Below are 18506 nucleotides of genomic sequence, written 5' to 3' on the forward strand. Positions count from 1 at the left end.
CATTCTCATGTTCTGGGGAGATCTTATCCCGACAGCATTTCGATCGCACTCTGCCTGTTGCTACTTGCAAATGAAAGCGAAGCTTCACTATCTTTTTCACCTCCCTGTTGGTCTTTTCTTGCCGCTCGCAATGAAATGCGAAAGTTAACGCGGGAGGGACCGAAAGCCTGGGGAGGTTTGCGCGTTCTCCACAACCGCATCGAGCAATCTCAACTTCCAGGCATGAGCCGATTGCCGAGTCGTGCCCTGCCATTCTCACCAGCGAACAAGCTGCGGCATGGCGCCCTGGTTACCCAGTCAGAAAGTCGCGGGTTCATTTAAGGATTAATCGTCGTCCGTTAAGGGATTGAGCTGGGTTGGTCAGGCAAGCGTCTGCCCTTGCAGTCCAAGGAACCGGCCCAAGAGTTCTCTGAGCCAAGGGTGGGTACGGCGGAGGTTGTAGCCCTCGGCTGAGAGGACGACGTTGGCGCATCTCCTACGCGGCCTTTGAGGTAGCAGCGGCCGAGGTGACCTACGGTCTTCATGTGCCTGATGGCGGAGCGACGGCGCAGTTCGCGCTTGATGGCGCCGAAGACGCCGCGCTTCTGGCCGGAGATGAAGATGCGACGTGGATTTTGCGCGTTATGGCCGCGATATGCTTGTCGACATAGGCCTGTTCGATCGGACAACCGTGAGCGTCTCGGTACGGTCGACGACGTCCCGCAAGGTGTGACCATCGTACGGATTATCGGGCAGCGCCCTGGCGTGCAGCACGAACAAACCGCGGGAGCCCGGTTGTTGGTGAGCCTTCACGCCGAACCCGTAAGGGGCGGCGGCCTCGCCCTTGCCGATCCACTCGACCTTCGGGCATGGAGGGAATAGAGCTTCCAGCCACGATGGCGCTGCTGCTGTGAGCGGATCTGCGAGGCTCGGCCAAGCGGGCGTGCGAACGCCTCCTCCAGGGCTGGCTGACTTTCGATCTTGCGGCGGATGTCGCGGATGATCCGGCCGAGCCGCGGCACAGGCTAAAGCAGACTTCAGTTCTTGCGCGTCGCCATACTCAATCGCCTCATCGTTGCCCTTGTGCTCCCTTGCCATTGGGGAGCAATTTACGTGAGGCAACAACTCAGCGTTCAGGAACACTTGTGGCGACGCAATGCGGCAAGTGTCTTGTGGCTCTTTTGAACTTCGAGTGGGCTACACGGCATGGGGGTTGATCGGAGTGAAGTTGAAGTTTTCCGGCGATGAGGAAGAGGACGGTACGCATCGTTGTGAAACGGGTGTAGCCGCGGGCCTTGCGTTGCGGCTTGGAATAGGCCGTTGAGGGCTTCGATGTAGCCGTTGGTCTGGCGGGTTTGCGTCCAGGCGACGATGCCATCGAAGGCTTGCGGATCATTCTGGCGACCTCCTTCATCGGCTCGGCCCTGGAGCCAGGACGTTGGTGCACCACTGTTTGAGCATGGCGGAGACGACGTTGATCTGCTTGCGATCGAGGATGGCGCGCAGATGCTCGCGATAGAGCCAGGCCCGCGCCGTGCGTTTGGTTGCGGCCGGAGCAATCAAGGTGTCGAGATCGGCGCGACTTTCGTCCGACAGCCGGCCGCGGTCATTGAGCGACCTCCAGCGCAGCCCTTTGAGGCTTGGATCTGTGCGCTGTTCGAGGCGCCGCATCTTGTCAACGGCAGTGGAAGCGTGGGCGACGACATGGAACTTGCCGAAGGTGATGCGGGCATTGGGCAGATGATCTGCGACGCCCTTGATGAAGGCCGGCGACATGTCGATGCTGACCAAACGGACTGCTCGGCGGTACCTTTGTGTGCGGCCAGATCGGCGGCGAAATCGGCAACCGTCTTGGTGTCCTTGCTTTCGGTGACGAACACGACCTTTTGTTTATCGGTGTCGGCGGCGATGGTCAGATAATTGTAGCCGCGCCGGCAGGACGTCTCGTCGATCGCCACGGCGGTCACGGCCGAGAGGTCCGCCTCGGCCAAGGCGAGATTGACATAGCACGAGCAGATCGCGTGGATCCTATGCCAGGATTCGTCGACCAACCCGGCGACTGCCGAAAAGGTCATCTGCTGGGCCATGGCCAACACCAGCGCTTCGAACAGCAGGGTGAAGCCAGCGAGCTTGCCGAACCAAGCTGGCTCGGCCAAAACGACCTTCCCATCGGGCAGCTTCACCCGCGGCGTCCGAACCACCAGGAAGCATTCGTGCTGGAAGAAGTTGGATGTCGCAGCCGCTTGATCTGGGTGTCATGAACCGGGTGGACGCCCGCGACACCGGCGACCGCAAATCGCGTCCCGGCTAGAAATCGACAGTGACCGTCAAAACCTTCTTGGCAGCGTCGAAGTCGACGCCCCGAGCGTACCACGGTTGGTAATCCCAAGCGCCCCGCGCGCTGGTAAGTTCGAACAGCACACTGGTCTCGGCCTGGTCCTTGGTCACATAGGCCCCAGATCGTTAAGGACGAGAAGATCAAAGCGATCGAGACGATTGATGGCGGCCTCGACGTTGAGCTCGCGCCGCGTCACCTAGAGCTGCAAATGCCGATCTAAGTTTCCCCAGCAGCGCCGAAGTAAAATTCCCCAGTCTGGCGGGATGTGGGGATCAGCGGTCAAGCGGCAAGGGCTTGAGGACGTTCCTTTCCTCGGCGAAGGCTTCATTGACGACGCGCCGGCGTCGTCGCGTGCACAGGCGGATTGGCGACAGTGTCGAGCCAATGCCGCAACTGACCATTCAGATCCTCGAGGTCGCGGAAGGAGCCGGCGAGGAAGAAGTCCTCCCGGATATAGCGGAACGGCCGCTCAATCATGCCTTTCGTCTTCGCCCGATAGGGCCGGCAGGCGCGCGGCTGGAACCCGTAATGGCGGGCGAGATCGAGAAGAGCGCGATTGTAAATCACGAGTCCGACCTATCCTCGCCGAGGACGGCTGTCTTCATCCGGTCGCACAGGGAGCTCGCGCGGCGCGCCGCCGATCGCCTCCAGCGCGGCGACGTGGCAGCGCAGGACCGTCGGCAAATCCTGGTGGAGGACAGAGCGCGCCCAGATCAGCCGGAGTGACCCAGCACATCGAGAACAGCCAGACGATGCGCTTATCCCGGGTTCATCGGCAAATTCGACGACGAGCTGGGCAAAATCGAGCTGCGCCTGCTCGCCGGGCGGCGTCTCAAAACGGACCTCAAAGCCGGTCCGCGGCGGTCGAAGCTGACGCGGCAGATCCGTGATCGCTGTCTCCACCCTGATATCCGCGCTCCTTGAGTTCTTGCGATAGGCGGCGGCGTGTCAGGGGCTGGCGGCGAGCCGTTCGCGCAAAACGGTACGAATGGCTCAATCCGACGCACGCGCGGCCGCCTCGGCGTGTAAGCCGGCACCGTCAGGCCCTTGGCGATGTGCGTGCGCACCGTCTAGCGCTCCAAGTTGGCGGGCGATGGCCGTCGCCGAAACGCCCTGCCGATGCAATTCCAGAATCATCACAAGATTCCCGAGTATGATCACGCGCCCTCCCTCCCGCCAGCAGGGCGAAGCATCGGTGAGTCGGTTAGCCGCCCGGCCTGCCAAGGCAGGCCCTGGAAGGGCGGGTAGCACGAACTTTTCAAGCGGCACTTTTGGAGAGTTTACGTCCGGCACTCACAGCTGTACGTGTTGGGGATTGGATTGGGCCGCGATCCCATGAATGAGCGCGCGCTCTTGTTCGTCTCCGAGAAGGATCTCAAGGTTATGCCGACAGTTGCCACGGTGCTAGCTTCGGCTACGGGAATGCCCGTCAGGCCAGCGGTGAACCAGAAGTCAGGCCTCCGCATCAGCGAACTGATCTCCTGATGCTAACGACGGGCAGCGAGCGATGAGCAATCGTCTTTTCAATGGCTTCGACGGCAAGGTTGTACCCTGCGCGACAGCGACATGGTCGCTAGGATCGCTCTGAACAAGGATGCTGCTGGCGGCCGCAGCACAAGTTATTCGACGAGCGATGACGACGAACCGAGAAGCCTTGACTGCGGATCAGGATGGGCCTTTTCACGCCAATCATCGTTCACGTATCATCGCACCACGTTTTCGCAGCCGACCAAAATGCATACAATTGTGATGTCTTGAACGACGCGCGCGGATAGCTGATACCACGATGGCACGTTCGTTGATGATCAGAGAACGTTCAACGCATATTTTTGGGCTAGCCCTCGTCTGGGCCAAACAAGCTTCAGTGTGGACTATCAAAGTAAGAACACCTTCTATCGAGTTTGTCGCGTCCGCGACATAGGCTTGTTTGGTGGATCGCTTTTTTGAACGGTTGCTTTCACAGACTAGCATTACTTGGCAGCCAAAGTAGTCCTAGCGCAACAACAAAATGTTTTCGGATTGAGATCATGCGGGTCGCTTCTAGAAGAGAAGCCTATCTTAACAATACACCCCACGATTAGAAGGGCAGAGGTTGGCAGCCTGAGGCGTTCCCTTGGTCGGCTCGAGGCGCTCCCGACTGGTACGCCCCTTGCTTCGATCACCCGGCCGCCCCGAAGCCTCCCATGAAGGCCAGCAACGTCTCACAATCCAGTCAACCGCGAGTTTGTAGTCGATCTTGCCCGGTACCGGCCCTCGCAGCTTTCCTGAGCCCACCGTATGCCGGCTGAATGGTTTCATCTGGTGTAAAAACGCAACGGAGAATATAACATGATTGAAACGGCTTCGATCGATAACGTCATCCCGTACGCAGATGTCGTCAAGTGCGCGGCGCGCATCGGCGTCGAAATCAGGCATATCAAGCTGTCGCACGATTTGCCGGACCAGACCGTCGCCGCAATCAACAGGTTGCTGCTTGAGCACAAGGTCATCTTCTTCCGCAACCAGGTTCATCTCGATGACGCCGAGCAAGAGCGCTTTGCTCTTCGTTTCGGGAAGCTTGTGCCGCCGGTGCTAGGTCCTGCCGAGGGAACGATGGCAATCCTCGACCTTGATTCGGCGCGCGGAGGTATTCGGGCCGACAGTTGGCACATCGACATGTCCTGTACGCATGCTTATCCGAAGATTTCGCTGCTGCGAGGCGTTGTGATCCCAGCGGTCGGCGGCGACACGGTGTGGTCAAACACCGCAGCGGCATATCTCGACTTGCCGCCGCCACTGCAACGGCTTGCGGACGACTTATGGGCTGTTCACAGCAGCGCGTACGACTTCGCCGTAACCGTCCACCCCAGCGAAGCCGATAACGAGGGCTACAATGAGTTCGTTACCAAAACGAGGTTTGAGACCGAGCACCCTGTAGTGCGTGTCCACCCCGAAACCGGCGAGCGCACGCTGGTCCTCGGTAGCTATGTGACGCGTTTCGTTGACATTCCCAAATCTGACGGGCACAGGTTGTTCGATCTATTCGAGTCTCATATCACCGCGCCAGAAAACACCGTCCGCTGGAACTGGAAGCAGGGTGACGTCGCTATCTGGGACAATCGCGCCACGATGCATTATGCGGTCAAGGATTATGGCGACCAGCATCGCATCGTTCGTCGCGTGATCATCGATGGCGAGGTGCCCATCAGCGTCGATGGTCGGCGCAGCGTGGCGCGTCAAGCCTACCAAGCAGCCGCGGGACGGCCGATGGAGACTGCCGCGACGAGGTGATTGCCCAGACCGTGAGTGTTAGCCTCTCCACCGTCGGCCGGACCAGGCGCCCTTTCGTGGAAGGCAATCCGGAGCGGGCCGTGAGCGAGGAGCCGCACAGGCGCCAAATTGTAATGATGGCGAGCTGCGAAGCATCAGCCGGGTCAATGATCGCGTTGTAGGCATCAAGGCGGTGGCACCAAGTCAGACCAGAAACGCCGTATTGGCTTCTTCGCTGACATGATCGAACGGCGGCTGACACCTGACGAGACGTGTCCCGAGAGATAGTCCAGAGCCACAGTTGATGGTGGATTAGAACACACCTTTGCTGAGCTCAAATCCTGGAGGATATTCCATGCCGATCTACTATCCCGACATCCTGGAGCAGAAGACCGAGCCGCGCATCTTTACCTACGGCGAGAAGGACGTAATGCTGTACGCGCTAGGGATTGGCATGGGCCGCGATCCAATGAATGAGCGCGAGCTGCCATTCGTGTACGAGAAGGATCTCAAGGTTACTCCGACCGTTGCAACGGTGCTGGCATCGGCTAGGGGACGGCCAGTTAGGCCCGCTGCGGACCAGAAGTCAGGCCTCCGGATCAGTGAACTGAATCTCCTGATGCTGGTCCATGGCGAGCAGAAAGTCGAGCTGCACAAGCCGCTGCCGTCGTCCGGCACGATCACGGCCATCAGCCGCACGATCGGCGCTTACGATAAGGACAAGGAGAGGGGCGCGGTCGTCGTCGACGAGACCGTGTGGACCGACGAAAAGGGCGAGAAGGTCGTCACTCTCACCGGCTCCACCTTCGCCCGCGGCAACGGAGGCTTCGGCGGGCCGGCACAGGGTGCGCCCGAGCCGCACCCTGTGCCGGAACGCAAGCCGGACCTGTCGGCCGTGTTTGATACCCGGGCAGACCAGGCGATGCTCTATCGGCTGAACGGCGACTTCAATCCGCTTCATTCTGATCCCGAAGTCGCCAAGCAGGCCGGCTTCTCGCGACCGATCCTGCATGGCCTGTGCACCTTCGGCATCACTTGCCGCGCGGTGCTGCAGGAGTTCTGTGATTACGATCCCAAAAGAATCCTGAGCCACCAAGCGCGCTTCTCGGCACCGGTGTTTCCTGGCGATGCTATCACTGTCGATCTTTGGCAAGACCTCAACGTGATTTCGTTCGAGGCCCGCGTAATCGATCGCGGTGTGACGGTGATCAAGAACGGTAAGACCGTGCTGCGCGCCTAGGCGCGCGGCTTCGCAGCGGCGGCTGATTTCCGTCTCCTATCACTCCCCAGCAGAGGTCGGCTGTCAGCTGCGCCATCGACAGGCGATACACCTTCTTGCTCCGCCGCTGGAAGTGACCGCCGCGCTCTACCGAGATTCGGCTAGTGTACCTCGCACCTAAAGACGAAGGAACATCCATCTCGTTGCGCACCGATATGATCAACAGGATTTTTCGAATGCGCGATGCGGCTATCCTTTCCATGGCCGCGCATCCCAATAGGCAACCATATAAGCTTGCCCTCGACATCACGTATCCTCCGAATCTCGCAGCGGAGACAATCCGAGAAGCAGTCGAAAAGTCAGCATCGGAACGAGCGGATGTTCCTAATGCGACGTCTCGATGAGATCGCTCTCCGCGACGGCCTGCGCCCCAATCGCTGAGGTTAGAGCGGATACGTTGCCAGGGCAAAGACTCGCCGTGGTAGTCCTGGGAAGCGCCGCAGGTATCCGATGTTAGCTCGGCAATCCTTCGGATGATGCCCCGCGCGCTATCTTCCGCGGAGATGGAGGCGGCGCGTGCGCCGGTCATGTCAATCCGCAGAAAGCCGGGGTTCAGAGTATTCGCACCAGCACGCCGTTGCGAGCCGGTGCATTCCGTTCTTGAGACCAGGCACGGCTTCGGAGCCTGGCTGGAGGCAGCATCGAAGCGGCTCCACTCGGTTGTCGCCTTGGTCGCAAAACTCGCGCGGATGGCCTGGAGCATGCTCGCAAAAGGCCGTGACTACGAAGCGAGCTTCCTGGACCACGCTGCGTAGGACGTCCGACCCGAGAAGGAGAGAAGATAGCTGAGACGTGTAGCGCAACGCCCACCTTGGCGAGCTCGATAGCTGGCTCTAGAACTTCTGCTAGTGAGCGAGTGCCGAACCGATCGAGTGCCTCCCCCCAAGCTGCAACGTCGCCAGGCACAGTGACGGGGAGTGGTCCGCGCCGCGGACCGCGTTTGCGCAGCGCGTCGACTGAGAGAGCGCATAGCGTGGCTCCCGAGCCATTGATCGCGGTGACATCGCCATCTGACGTACTATAAAGAGGGATAGCATCGCCTCCGAGACCGTTCATGAAGGCGATAGCAATGGCGAGCATCGGGGCGGCAGCAATCGCTGCATCCATCGTGTTACCGCCGCTGCGCAGGATAGCTGCTCCGGCTTCCACTGCCTTCGGATGACCGCCCACCACCATTCCGCAATCTCGACGACAGGGAGATGCGATCTAAAGAATTCGTTTTGGATTGCCACGACAGATTACTCCACGAATCCGAATGCATTCATCAATGCGCGTATGCGCTCGGAGGGCGCTATGGAATTCTGATTCCCGAAGAGACGAGAAATCCCGCGGCCTTGCCAGCTTGACCGCAATGATTTCCTGAATGCGCCTCGGCCTCGGCATCATTACCACGACGCGATCAGCCAACATAACGGCTTCCGTGATGCTATGCGTGATCAGAATGATTGTCTTGCCAGACTCCTTCCATATCCGCTGCAGCTCGAGATTCATCTGCTCACGCGTCCATGCGTCGAGAGCCCCGAACGGCTCGTCCATGAGGAGCACGCACGGATTCGTAACGAGTGCCCGGCAGAGCGCCACTCTCTGTTGTATACCACCGGATAGCTCGTACGGCCTGCTATATGCGAAACCCGCAGGCCAACCAGGGCAAGCAAATCCGCGGCTCGCTTTGACGCCTTGCCGGAACTTGAATGTCCAAGGGTAGCTGAGCGTTTTGCTGTACCGTACGCCATGGGAGAAGCACCGGCGCCTGAAACACGACTCCGATGCCTGGACTGCGCTCTGTAACCACTTTGCTACCAATCATGACTTGTCCGCCAGCCATAAGGCTCCCCGCGACGCAGCAATGTGGATTTTCCGTAGCCGAGGCGCCGACGATGGCAACGAACTCACCGGCACAGTTCAAGGTCAATATCCAGTAAAGCCTGAACGATGCCCTTGCCGACCCCGAAAACTTTCGAGACACCGCATATTGAACTCGGCCGAGCCATCACGCGGCTAGACCTCGACCAATTCGTTGGTATAGAGCTTGCTCAGCTCAACCGCTTTGGGAAGGCCTCCGTATTGTAGAAGCAAATCCTGCGTCTCACGCCAATCCTGCTCAGCCATAAAGCCAAGTGGCTTGCCCTTCGTGTTGCGCGTTTCGAGACACGGAAACGTCGACTCGAGTTGACAGCGTAGAACGCTCCTGTTGCGCGCCTGTTGTGGCACCCGTTTGATGAGGAAGTCGACGGCTTTGTCCGGGTCCTTTTTGGACGCCATAAACGCATTCACCTGGAGTTCGAATGAACGCCTTGGCCGCGTCGCGGTTCTGCTGAACCCAGTTGGCACTCGCGACGATTCCATTGTTCATCATTTCGACACCGAAATTGCTAAAAAGGAAATGGTGGAGCTTGGCGCCCTGCTCCTCCAATCGCGCGATCTGCACATTCACGTTGGCCGGGACGGCATCAGCACTCCCCTGCAGAAACATTGCGTTCTTTGCGCCAGTAGCAGGATTAAGTACGTTGATCTCCAGCATCGACATTGGATCGTTGGAATAGCGCGGGAAGCATCTGACCAGTGCTTTCGGCGGGTGCATAGGCAACGATCTTGCCTTCCAGCTCTTTAGGCGAGCGGATGGGCGCGTCTCGGCGACTAATGACGCACATACGTTTGGAATCACCCGTCCGACTGCGACCAGCGGGTGACGATGTGCCGGTGGCCACGGGCCGGAAAGCTGACGGTGGGATCATCGCTCAACGGCGCAATGGGAATGTCGGTGGCGACGCGGGTGGCCCCATGCAGCTTGCGCACGCAGCGGCAATTGCGTCAGTTGCGCGAGCGCCCGCTATTGTAGGAGATCCGCCGCTCTCCGCAGTGATCGCACGGCCCGACATGGCGACCGAGCGCGGCCGTTCGGCAGCGCTCGGTGGCCGTAATTGCCGCACGCCCTTCGGTCGATAGAGACTTCCAGTGCTGCTCGCGCCAGGCAGCACCAAAGCGGCGGAAGATATCCGCCACTTCCGGACCAGAGCGTCCCATGGGGCCGCCGTCAGAAATGTTCAGGCGGCGGCGATGGTGGTCCCTTGGGGATTGGGCGCGGCAGCAGCTCCAGCAGGCTGGTCGCCGCGTCGTGGCTATCCGGAGATATTACGGTTGTGGACAGGCTACGATGGCCAAGCAAGAGCTGGACGGTGCGAAGATCGGTTCCGGCCTCGAGTAGATGAACGGCGAAGACATGGCGCAGCGAATGCGGCGTCACGGGCTTGGCTAGGCCGGCTAACCGATGCGCCTTGCTGCAGGCGTCCTGCACCGCGTTGGTCGATATCGGCTCGTTGGGGATACCGCCTGGAAAACGCGGCCTCGCCACGTACAAGTTCTGGTCGCGATCGAGAGCCGACGGCCCTGAAGAGTACAGCAAAAGGAAAGCAAATCTTCCTGCCGATTCTGGTAGGAAGCGCAAGATCGCTGTCGCTTTAATATTTGTTAGATTATAGATCCTAGACATCATGAGAGTAAACATTCTATGAGAGTAAAGATTTTTGGGGAAGGAGGAGCACCTACTGTCACTGCCGTTTTTCCTTGCCAAGGAAATTGCTCGCGTCGCTTTCGCTGAGCACGATGGAACGGCACATCGAAGCCATGGGGTAGGTGGCCAGGCATGCATGTCTCTCCTCGAGTAGTCCGCCATTTTACTGCTTATTATGATAAACCGAAGAGAGCCCGAAGAAGCCGGCCTGTAGACGCCGCTCAACACTTCTCGCAACACACTTTGGACAATCTTGTCGTCTAGAAGCGCATCTTGCCACTACTGGCGGCGCGATGGATCGACTACAGCTCGTTATCGGCATCTACATATCGGCGCCGATATGAACGGCATGCAGATCCTTCTTCATCGAATACACATAGATCAGTGCGGCATATCGAGCTCGTCGTCCCCTCCCGCATTCATGACGATCGCGGCATACCCACCTGCAACGACATTTCAGCACGCAGTGCTGGGCCCTCGATTATGCCGCCAGGATTATCGCTCACCCCGCTGCATGAGCGATACGCCGAGATTTTCTATAAGCTGATCGAAAACGAATCCCGTGTGATGGTGAGGAATTTTCACCGGAGAGGATTTGATTCTGAGGCTCGGCACGCTTCTGGTCAAACCGAATAGCACGCGATCTTGTCCGCGATGACCGATGAAGAGCGAATCATGTCTTGACGGGACAATCCATTTTCTTCAATCTTGAGGCCGGAGGCATTGAGCGAGAGATCCTTTCCACTCCACCGTGATGCGCAACAGCTTTCGGTTGGAAACGCATCGCTGCTGCGCGAGGTAGTACGGGCGACGAAGCCCACTCTCGTTTGCACGTTGGGGGACGTAAAAATGCAACGAAGGTCATTCCGCTAAGTCGAAGATAAAGCGCAGACCACTTCACTGATCTATTTTGGCTGCGAGTGGTGCCATATGTTTCAGAAGTTCATCCAGCAACAACGTATCGCACATACGCGACGATTTGAGACGCACCGCCCATCAGCGCGCGCCCTTTGCCACCAACTACTTGAACCGCGCATGGAGAAGCAGAAAGCGTCAATCTTGGGGTGAGCCAACATTGAGAGATAATGCTTGCGGCGATCGCTCCGTCTCAAGTCAATCCGCGGCACCAATCGTCGCCCCCGCAGCTCTCAGCAACGAGCCGCTGCTTCTCCTCGAGGTCAATGGCGCTGAGCGCCCGTCAAGACAACTTCCTGCCAGAGATCTTCGGCATAGGCGCATGGTCGGTCAACTCCATCATACCGTGCAAGGGGGCTTACGCCGACTTTCAATTACCCACATCTTCGGATTGAACCGATAGCGACGCCGAAGGCAACATCTTGCAATTTGGTCAGACCACGCCAGACGACGATGTTTCCTTGGGGATGGTCGCGTGTGCGGGCGAGATAGCCGCCGAGCATGGCGATCTGCAGAAGGTAAGTTTCGAGCGTTCGGCGAACGCGGTCTGGATCGCGCCGCATCAATGCGGTCGAGTGTTTCTATCTCGGCACGGGTAACGACAGTCTCAGGTCTCGCATCCGGTTGAACGCGCGCGGACATGGTGATCCAAAACATGCGGTGGAAGCACCGCGAGACCGTCGCCGATCGTTCGACTGGCTCCAAGGAAGCCAAGTCAACTGTCCTTCCATCGAGGAGGAGGCGATAATCGTCGCTTTCCGGCGGCATACGCTGGTGCGATTGCCTCTATGCGCTGCAGCCGACCCTCCCGCAGCTGACGCGGTCATCCCTGCATCGCTGCCTCCAGCGCCACGGCATCAGTCGATTGCCGGAGGTCCAAGGTGGCAAGCCCTCGAAGAAGAAGTTCAAGGCTTATCCGATCGACTATTTCCACATCGACATCGCCGAGCTCCAGACCGCTAAAGGCAAGCTCCTCCCTCTACGTCGCAATCAATCGCACCAGCAAGTTTGCCTTCGTGATGTGCGGACACCGGCGCAAGAGTCTGGCTCAGACTGCGCCTCATTGGCTACGTGGCACGTCAGTCGGCGTGCGCCAGCTTGATCGAGGATTCTAACGACGTTTCAGTCTTGTTTGATGCAATGAGCCGGGTTGGACCGACATTGCCCGCGGTACAAATGGCGGCGCAACGGCTTAAGGGGCTCGACGCCTGCTTGAGCGTGTCGGCAGCAACAATTTCTACTGCAACTGATCGAGTTTATCCAGATGCCGCTTCGCAATGCTTACCAGCTTCTCAACGTCGCGCTCAGCTGCTCGAAATTCGGCCTCCGCCGCGAACAGGCCACGACTGATTGCAAGTGCACGCTCACGCTGCTCGGGGGTGAGATACCTGTTACGGCTGCTCATTGCGAGCCCGTCTTTTTCCCGAACTGTCGGCACGATGACGATCTCAACGGGCAAATTGAGATCGACTGCCATGCGACGCACGACCGCACATTGCTGAAAGTCTTTCTGGCCGAAGAAAGTGACATCCGGCTGCACATATTGAACAGCTTGCGTATTCCAGGGATGGTGATCAGCGATACCAAGCGATTGCGATCACGGATTCCAGTGATCGTGATCAAGCTTGGAGACGAGCACGACTGACGAGTTTATGTGCGCTGGAAATGGTCTCCTGGTCAAGGAGGGCGGAAGGCTGAGGAGATCGTCCCTGTGGTCCACAGGAGGGCCCGCGCGCGGCGCGGAGTGCCCCCACGAGCGACGCAGCGGCGCGCGCGGGAGGAGCCTGTGGGCCGGTGGGACGATTGTGAGCGAGGTGGTCACGCCGTTTTCTTTTCGTCAGCCCGCCGACGCAGACTATCGCCTTTGAGCTCGATGCGGTGCGCATTGTGAATGATGCGGTCTAATATCGCGTCGCCTAGCGTGGGGTCTGCTATTACGTCATGCCATTGTGACACGGGGACCTGGCTGGTGATCAGCAATGATCCTTTGTCGTAGCGATCATCGACGATCTCGAGCAGATCGCGACGCTGCTCGGCGGTGAGTGGTTCAGGTCCCCAGTCGTCCAGGATGAGCAAACTGACGCGCTCCAGCGCCGCGATCAAGCGAGAAAGACGGCCTTCGCCGCGCGCCTGAGCGAGATCGGCAAACAGGCGGGGAACGCGCTTGTAGAGGACGGAGAAGCCGTCGCGGCAAGCCTTGTTGCCGAGTGCGCAGGCAAGCCAGGACTTGCCGGTGCCGGTCGGACCGACAATGACCAGATGGTTGTGATCACGGATCCATTGACCGGTGGCGAGGTTCTGGAAGAGTGAGCGGTCGAGACCGCGAGCTGCGCGATAATCGACGTTCTCGATGGTGGCGGCCTGCCGGAGCTTGGCGCCGGTCAAGCGGCGCACGAGGCGACGATTGTCGCGGGCGGTGACCTCGCGATCGACGAGGAGACCGAGCCAATCGGGGTGCGGCATCTCGGCGGCCTCGGGATTGTTCTGCAGTTCGATGACGGTGTCTCCCATGGCAGTGAGGCCGCGTGCGCGCAGGCGCTCGACGGTCGGATGAATGAGCACGACGATCTCCTGATCAGTTGTAGTAACCGCGGCCGCGGATGTTGGCGTGGAAGAGGATGGGCGCCTCCTGGGCGGGAGGAGCGGTTTTGTCGGTGGCGTTCTTGAGGATGGCTGCTACCGACTTGTAGGAACGGGCATTGAGCAGCAGTGCACGGGCGCAGGCGGCATCGACGCGCTCCTGACCATAGCGCTTGACCAGCCCGAGGATGCCGATAGCGGAGCGGAAGCCCTGTTCCGGATGCGGCCGCGAGCGCAGGATGACATCGATCAGCGTCTCGACGTCGGGGCCCACCTTGGTGGCCTCGGAACGGATGCGTTCATGGGTCCAGTCGCGGTAGCGGCGATGCGAGCTCGGCATATGCTCGGCGATCGTTGTTGGACGATGTGGCAGGGTGCTGCGCAGATGCGAGGAGACGCGCTTGCCGCGCAGGAAAATCTCGACAGTCCTTAAGGTGATCCGCGCCTCGACCTCCTGATGCACGAGGTTTTGGGGGACGCTGTAATAATGCTTGGCGATCTCGACATGATAATCGAGGTTCACCCGGCAGCGCTTCCACTCCGCGTACTCGTACGGCTCGTCCGGCAAGGGGATGAGTGCCGGCCGATCGAGCTCCTCGAACAGGTCGCGCCGGCTTCGTCCCCAGCTCCGCAACGGTCGATTGTTCAAATCGACCAGAAGCGTATGGATTGCCTCGTTGAGGGCGGCGAGCGAGAAGAACCGGCGGTTGCGTAGGCGCGCCAGAATCCATCGCCCGACGATTTGGACGCCCACTTCGACCTTGGCCTTGGCAAAAGTTGTCGACTGCAGGTCATGCGGGTACGACCCAGCAAAAGGTGCGGATCACGCATCCCTTCCATCCGCTTTGCGGTCGCACGTTCGAGCTGATCTGTCGGCGCCGTCATTGGGGCGAAGACCGGGTGGTCTATGAGGGCCAGAACGGTCGACTTTGCACGATCGCGAGCGCCTGGACCGATATCGATCCACCCGATGGGTTCAGGCTGGTCGCTGCGGGTAGAGCAGCCTTTTGCGTGGTTGACCTGCTGGCACTTTGTGACGCGCTGGACCGGCTCGCGGAGAGCATGGGCGCCAGCGATGCGTAAAGATAAATATGCCGCATGTGTAAAGATAATAACGCCATGCCATGGACACGGTAGGGCGTATTACGGCGCTAATATGAGCAAAAAATCTTCATATGGCGTCGGCATCGCCATTGACACCCAACATATAGAGGCGTATTTATATTTACGTCACATTGAGGCCGAGCATGGCCAAGGCGAAGAAGCGGGATCCGAAGAGCGAGGCGCTAGCGCAAGACGGCGTCCTCAATCCAAATCCGGAAGCCGTCCGCGACCCCTCGTTCGTCAGCAACCCATTCTTCGATGCGAAGGACCTGGTGCAGGTGCGCTACGAGATGGTGCGACGTCACCAGGTCGACGGCGTTGCGATCAGCGAGGCCGCCGAGACATTCGGCGTCACGCGGCCGACCTTCTACAAGGCGCAGAGCGCCCTGCAGACCGCCGGGCTTGCCGGCCTGTTGCCGAACCGGCGAGGCCCCAAAGGCGGCCACAAGGTCTCCGCCGAGGTCGTTGCGTTCGTCGCCGCTCTCAAAGCAGCAAGACCCGAACTGACGACGTCGCACTGCCTCGATGCGATCGAGGCGCGGTTCGGCGTCAAGGTACACCGACGCAGCCTGGAGCGGGCGCTGGCGCGCAAAAAAAAACGACTCAGCCCAGCTTGATCGTCGCGCCTGCGGACGCAGCGGACAGCTACGAGAAGCTACGCGCCACCGCATTGCGTGCCGAGTTCACGGCCTGCCCTGGTCTCACCATTCTTCGCCGACGGGGATTGGCAGCGTGGATTCGAGCACGCGGACAGGACGTCGATACCGAGGCAGCCTGCTACGACCATCGGCTCGCGCACTCGGCCCCGGACAATCCGTCGCCCGCAACAAGCGACGTCACGCGCCTCATCGCCGGCATCCTCGTCGCCATCGCAATGGAGCCCTTCCATGCCTGAGCTTAAAGTCACTGCCGACCATCTCAAACGCGACGCTTACCTCTATGTCCGCCAATCGACCCTTCGCCAGGTCGCCGAGCACGGCGAGAGCACCGAGCGCCAATATGGGTTGCGGGATCGAGCAGTTGTGGCCGGTTGGCCGGTCGAGCGCGTTCACGTCATCGATCGCGATCTCGGCAAGTCCGGCTCAAGTACGACAGCACGCGACGGCTTCCAGCAACTGGTGAGCGAGGTGGCGCTCGGCAAGGCCGGTATGGTCATGGGGCTGGAGGTCTCGCGCCTTGCGCGCAACTCGGCCGACTGGCACCGGCTCATCGAGCTTTGCGCATTGACGGCGACGCTCATCCTTGACGAAGACGGTATCTACGATCCAGCCAGCTTCAACGATCGCCTCTTGCTCGGCCTCAAAGGGACGATGAGCGAGGCCGAGCTGCACATCCTCAAAGCACGCATGCGTGGTGGTCAGCTCAACAAGGCCCGTCGCGGCGAGCTCGAGATGTGCCCTCCGGTCGGGCTGGTTTACCGGAATGATCGGACGATCGGCCTCGATCCCGACCTCCAGGTGCAGAACGCAATCCGTCTCGTGTTCGATACCTTCGAGCAGACCGGAAGTGCGATGCAGACAGTCCGATTCTTCCGAGAGCAAGGTTTGCTGTTCCCGCGCCGACTCCGGACAGGACCGAACAAGGGTGATCTCCTGTGGGCGTCGCCGCACCATGCGCGCGTTCTGCAGGTGCTCCACAATCCGCGCTACGCCGGCGCCTTTGCGTATGGCCGAACACGCATACGGCACCGGCCCGACGGTGGCACCAGTGTCGTCAAGGTTGCCAGGGCCGATTGGCAGTTCGTTATGCCGGGGATGCACCAGGGCTACATCGACTGGGAGCGCTTCGAGGCCAACCAGCGGCGGCTCGCCGACAACGCTCGTGCCTTCGGTGGCGAGCGGCGGTCGGGACCGGCGCGCGAGGGACCGGCGCTCCTCCAAGGTCGCGTGGTCTGTGGCCTGTGTGGCGAACGCATGGGTGTACGCTACAGCCAGGAGCACGGCAGCACCGTCCCAACCTATCTGTGCCAGGCGAACGCGGTACGCCGCGCGGGATGGACCTGCCAAACGGTTCCCGGGAAGATCGTCGATGCGGGGATCGCAGATTTGATGATCGAGCTGATGACGCCGATGACGCTGGCCGTCACCCTTGAGGTGCAGCGCGAGCTTGAGGCGCGCGCCGCAGAGACCGATGCAGCGCGTCGCCAGCATGTCGAGCGGATGCGCTATGAAGCCGAGCTTGCGCGTCGACGCTACATGAAGGTCGATCCCGACAACCGACTCGTCGCCGATTCACTCGAGGCCGAATGGAACGACAAGCTGCGCCGTCATGCCGATGCCGCCGAAGACTACAAGCGCCGGAGCAAACAGCAGGCTGCGGCACTCACTGCAGAAGCCCAGCGACGCATCCTTGACCTCGCCGAGCAGCTTCCGCGGATTTGGCAAGATCCGCGAGTTGACTCCCGCGAGCGCAAGCGCATCGTGCGTCTGCTCATCGACGACGTAACCTTAATCAAGTCGCAAATCGTCACGGCCCATGTGCGCCTGTCTGGCGGCGCCACGCGTACCTTGGTGCTCGACCGGCCGCTACCCATCGCCCAGATCCGGAAGTTCAAACCTGAACTCGTTGCCGAGGTTGATCGTCTTCTTGACCATCATTGCGATCGCGAAGTCGCCGAGATTCTCAATAATCACGGATGGCGTACATGGGAGGCGAACGCGTTCAATCTGAAGAAGGTTGCCTTCATTCGCCGCGCCTACAAACTTGCCAGCCGATATGAGCGGCTGCGTCGACGTGGTATGCTCACGACGCGCGAGATCGCCGCCAAGTTCTGCGTCTCCGAGACAGCCGTACACACGTGGGGTCGCCAGGGGCTCATCACAAAATGCTATACCGACAGCCTGAACCGTGGCCTATGGGAGGTCCCGCCTGGCATGACGATCCGCAAGGGCTGCGGTGGGCGCGGCGCCCGCCCGGCGCAGCTCACCGCCATCACCGCGCCATCAAAGGAATGAGGTGGAGTATGAAGCGCTCGCCTTGTCCCGCGGACGATACGGCCGCGCCGGGACGATGGCGCTGCGGTAATGGCGGGCGAGATCGGCATAGGTCCGGTTGACCATCGGTTCATGGAAGCAGGCCCGGGTGATGCCGGCCTTCAGATTATCGCTCACGGTTTGTCGGGCGGTGCCGCCGAAATAGGAAAACGCGCGGACATGCGAGGCGATCCAGTCCGGCAAACTCTGGCTGGAGCTGGCCTCGGCATAGGTATAGTTGGAGGCGCCGAGTACAGCGACGAAGATCTGCGCGATGCGCACCTCGCCGCTCGTCCCCTCGACCACCTCCACGGTGTGGCCGGAATAATCGACGAAGAGCTTCTCGCCGGCGACGTGGACCTGGCGCAGGGTCGGCTTGAGGCGGCCAGCCCATTCCTTGTAGCGTTCGCAGAACCACGAATAGCTGAAGCTGTCGGAGCCGCTGTCGCAATACTCCTCCCATCTGTGGACGCCCCCGTAAGTGCAAGTAGAATCTTTCGTGAGGCGCTGCGCGTAGTCGGGTGCTGACATCTGTCCGGCCTCTGATGCGACCGGTCATGTGTCGCGGGCCCGTATGGG

11 protein-coding genes and 8 pseudogenes are annotated in these 18506 nt (G+C 60.1%); 7 read left to right on the forward strand and 12 right to left on the reverse strand.

The window, feature by feature from the left end; genetic code table 11:
• Window positions 1-360 precede the first annotated feature (360 nt).
• The 3 pseudogenes from ACV1FX_RS36905 to istA (ACV1FX_RS36915) all read right to left on the reverse strand — a co-directional run.
• Window positions 361-995, reverse strand: a pseudogene (locus ACV1FX_RS36905) (transposase family protein); the annotation flags it as partial.
• Between the two features lie 181 nt (window positions 996-1176).
• Window positions 1177-2400: pseudogene (locus ACV1FX_RS36910) on the reverse strand (ISL3 family transposase).
• A gap of 201 nt (window positions 2401-2601) precedes the next feature.
• Window positions 2602-3478 (reverse strand): annotated as a pseudogene (istA, locus tag ACV1FX_RS36915) (IS21 family transposase); the annotation flags it as partial.
• A 1167-nt stretch (window positions 3479-4645) separates the two neighbouring features.
• Here istA (ACV1FX_RS36915) and ACV1FX_RS36920 point away from each other — a divergent pair.
• Window positions 4646-5587, forward strand: coding sequence for a TauD/TfdA dioxygenase family protein (locus tag ACV1FX_RS36920; protein WP_473122434.1), 942 nt, complete (start codon window positions 4646-4648; stop codon window positions 5585-5587).
• 334 nt (window positions 5588-5921) lie between these two features.
• Window positions 5922-6806, forward strand: a complete 885-nt coding sequence (locus ACV1FX_RS36925; protein WP_473122435.1) for a MaoC/PaaZ C-terminal domain-containing protein — start codon at window positions 5922-5924, stop codon at window positions 6804-6806.
• A 591-nt stretch (window positions 6807-7397) separates the two neighbouring features.
• On the opposite strand, the gene ACV1FX_RS36930 is transcribed toward ACV1FX_RS36925, so the two are convergent.
• The 5 genes and pseudogenes from ACV1FX_RS36930 to ACV1FX_RS36950 all read right to left on the reverse strand — a co-directional run.
• Window positions 7398-8021 carry a gamma-glutamyltransferase gene (locus ACV1FX_RS36930; protein ID WP_473122436.1) on the reverse strand — a complete coding sequence of 208 codons (624 nt, stop codon included), beginning with the start codon at window positions 8019-8021 and terminating at the stop codon, window positions 7398-7400.
• A 30-nt stretch (window positions 8022-8051) separates the two neighbouring features.
• Window positions 8052-8426 carry a hypothetical protein gene (locus tag ACV1FX_RS36935; protein ID WP_473122437.1) on the reverse strand — a complete coding sequence of 125 codons (375 nt, stop codon included), beginning with the start codon at window positions 8424-8426 and terminating at the stop codon, window positions 8052-8054.
• Window positions 8427-8946: 520 nt separating this feature from the next.
• Window positions 8947-9580: pseudogene (locus ACV1FX_RS36940) on the reverse strand (ABC transporter substrate-binding protein).
• A 79-nt stretch (window positions 9581-9659) separates the two neighbouring features.
• Window positions 9660-9869, reverse strand: a pseudogene (locus ACV1FX_RS36945) (transposase zinc-binding domain-containing protein); the annotation flags it as partial.
• Window positions 9870-9879: 10 nt separating this feature from the next.
• A pseudogene (locus tag ACV1FX_RS36950) lies at window positions 9880-10182 on the reverse strand (tyrosine-type recombinase/integrase); the annotation flags it as partial.
• A 1747-nt stretch (window positions 10183-11929) separates the two neighbouring features.
• Between ACV1FX_RS36950 and ACV1FX_RS36955 the strand changes: the two are divergent.
• A pseudogene (locus ACV1FX_RS36955) lies at window positions 11930-12287 on the forward strand (transposase family protein); the annotation flags it as partial.
• 63 nt (window positions 12288-12350) lie between these two features.
• Here the strand turns inward: ACV1FX_RS36955 and ACV1FX_RS36960 are convergent.
• The 3 genes and pseudogenes from ACV1FX_RS36960 to ACV1FX_RS36970 all read right to left on the reverse strand — a co-directional run.
• A pseudogene (locus tag ACV1FX_RS36960) lies at window positions 12351-12811 on the reverse strand (pantoate--beta-alanine ligase); the annotation flags it as partial.
• A 278-nt stretch (window positions 12812-13089) separates the two neighbouring features.
• Complete coding sequence (gene istB, locus ACV1FX_RS36965; RefSeq protein WP_473122438.1) at window positions 13090-13833, reverse strand: IS21-like element helper ATPase IstB; 744 nt, start codon at window positions 13831-13833, stop codon at window positions 13090-13092.
• A gap of 13 nt (window positions 13834-13846) precedes the next feature.
• The gene (locus ACV1FX_RS36970; protein ID WP_473122439.1) at window positions 13847-14605 is read right to left on the reverse strand and encodes a Mu transposase domain-containing protein; all 759 of its coding nucleotides are present in this window, start codon (window positions 14603-14605) and stop codon (window positions 13847-13849) included.
• Between the two features lie 23 nt (window positions 14606-14628).
• Between ACV1FX_RS36970 and ACV1FX_RS36975 the strand changes: the two genes are divergently transcribed.
• From ACV1FX_RS36975 to ACV1FX_RS36990, 4 genes are all read left to right on the forward strand, one after another.
• Entirely contained in the window at window positions 14629-14934 is a 306-nt protein-coding gene (locus tag ACV1FX_RS36975) for a DUF5372 family protein (protein WP_473122440.1), read from the forward strand.
• Window positions 14935-15098: 164 nt separating this feature from the next.
• Complete coding sequence (locus tag ACV1FX_RS36980) at window positions 15099-15572, forward strand: helix-turn-helix domain-containing protein (RefSeq protein WP_473122441.1); 474 nt, start codon at window positions 15099-15101, stop codon at window positions 15570-15572.
• A complete protein-coding gene (locus ACV1FX_RS36985; RefSeq protein ID WP_473122442.1) occupies window positions 15569-15850 on the forward strand; it encodes a hypothetical protein in 282 nt (93 codons plus the stop codon). Before ACV1FX_RS36980 ends, ACV1FX_RS36985 begins: the two co-directional genes overlap by 4 nt.
• On the forward strand, window positions 15843-17909 hold the full coding sequence (locus ACV1FX_RS36990) for a recombinase family protein (RefSeq protein WP_473122443.1): 2067 nt from the start codon (window positions 15843-15845) through the stop codon (window positions 17907-17909). Before ACV1FX_RS36985 ends, ACV1FX_RS36990 begins: the two co-directional genes overlap by 8 nt.
• On the opposite strand, the gene istA (ACV1FX_RS36995) is transcribed toward ACV1FX_RS36990, so the two are convergent.
• Window positions 17898-18458 carry an IS21 family transposase gene (gene istA / locus ACV1FX_RS36995; protein WP_473122444.1) on the reverse strand — a complete coding sequence of 187 codons (561 nt, stop codon included), beginning with the start codon at window positions 18456-18458 and terminating at the stop codon, window positions 17898-17900. The genes ACV1FX_RS36990 and istA (ACV1FX_RS36995) overlap by 12 nt on opposite strands.
• Window positions 18459-18506 lie beyond the last annotated feature (48 nt).

The organism is Bradyrhizobium ingae, assembly GCF_055791185.1.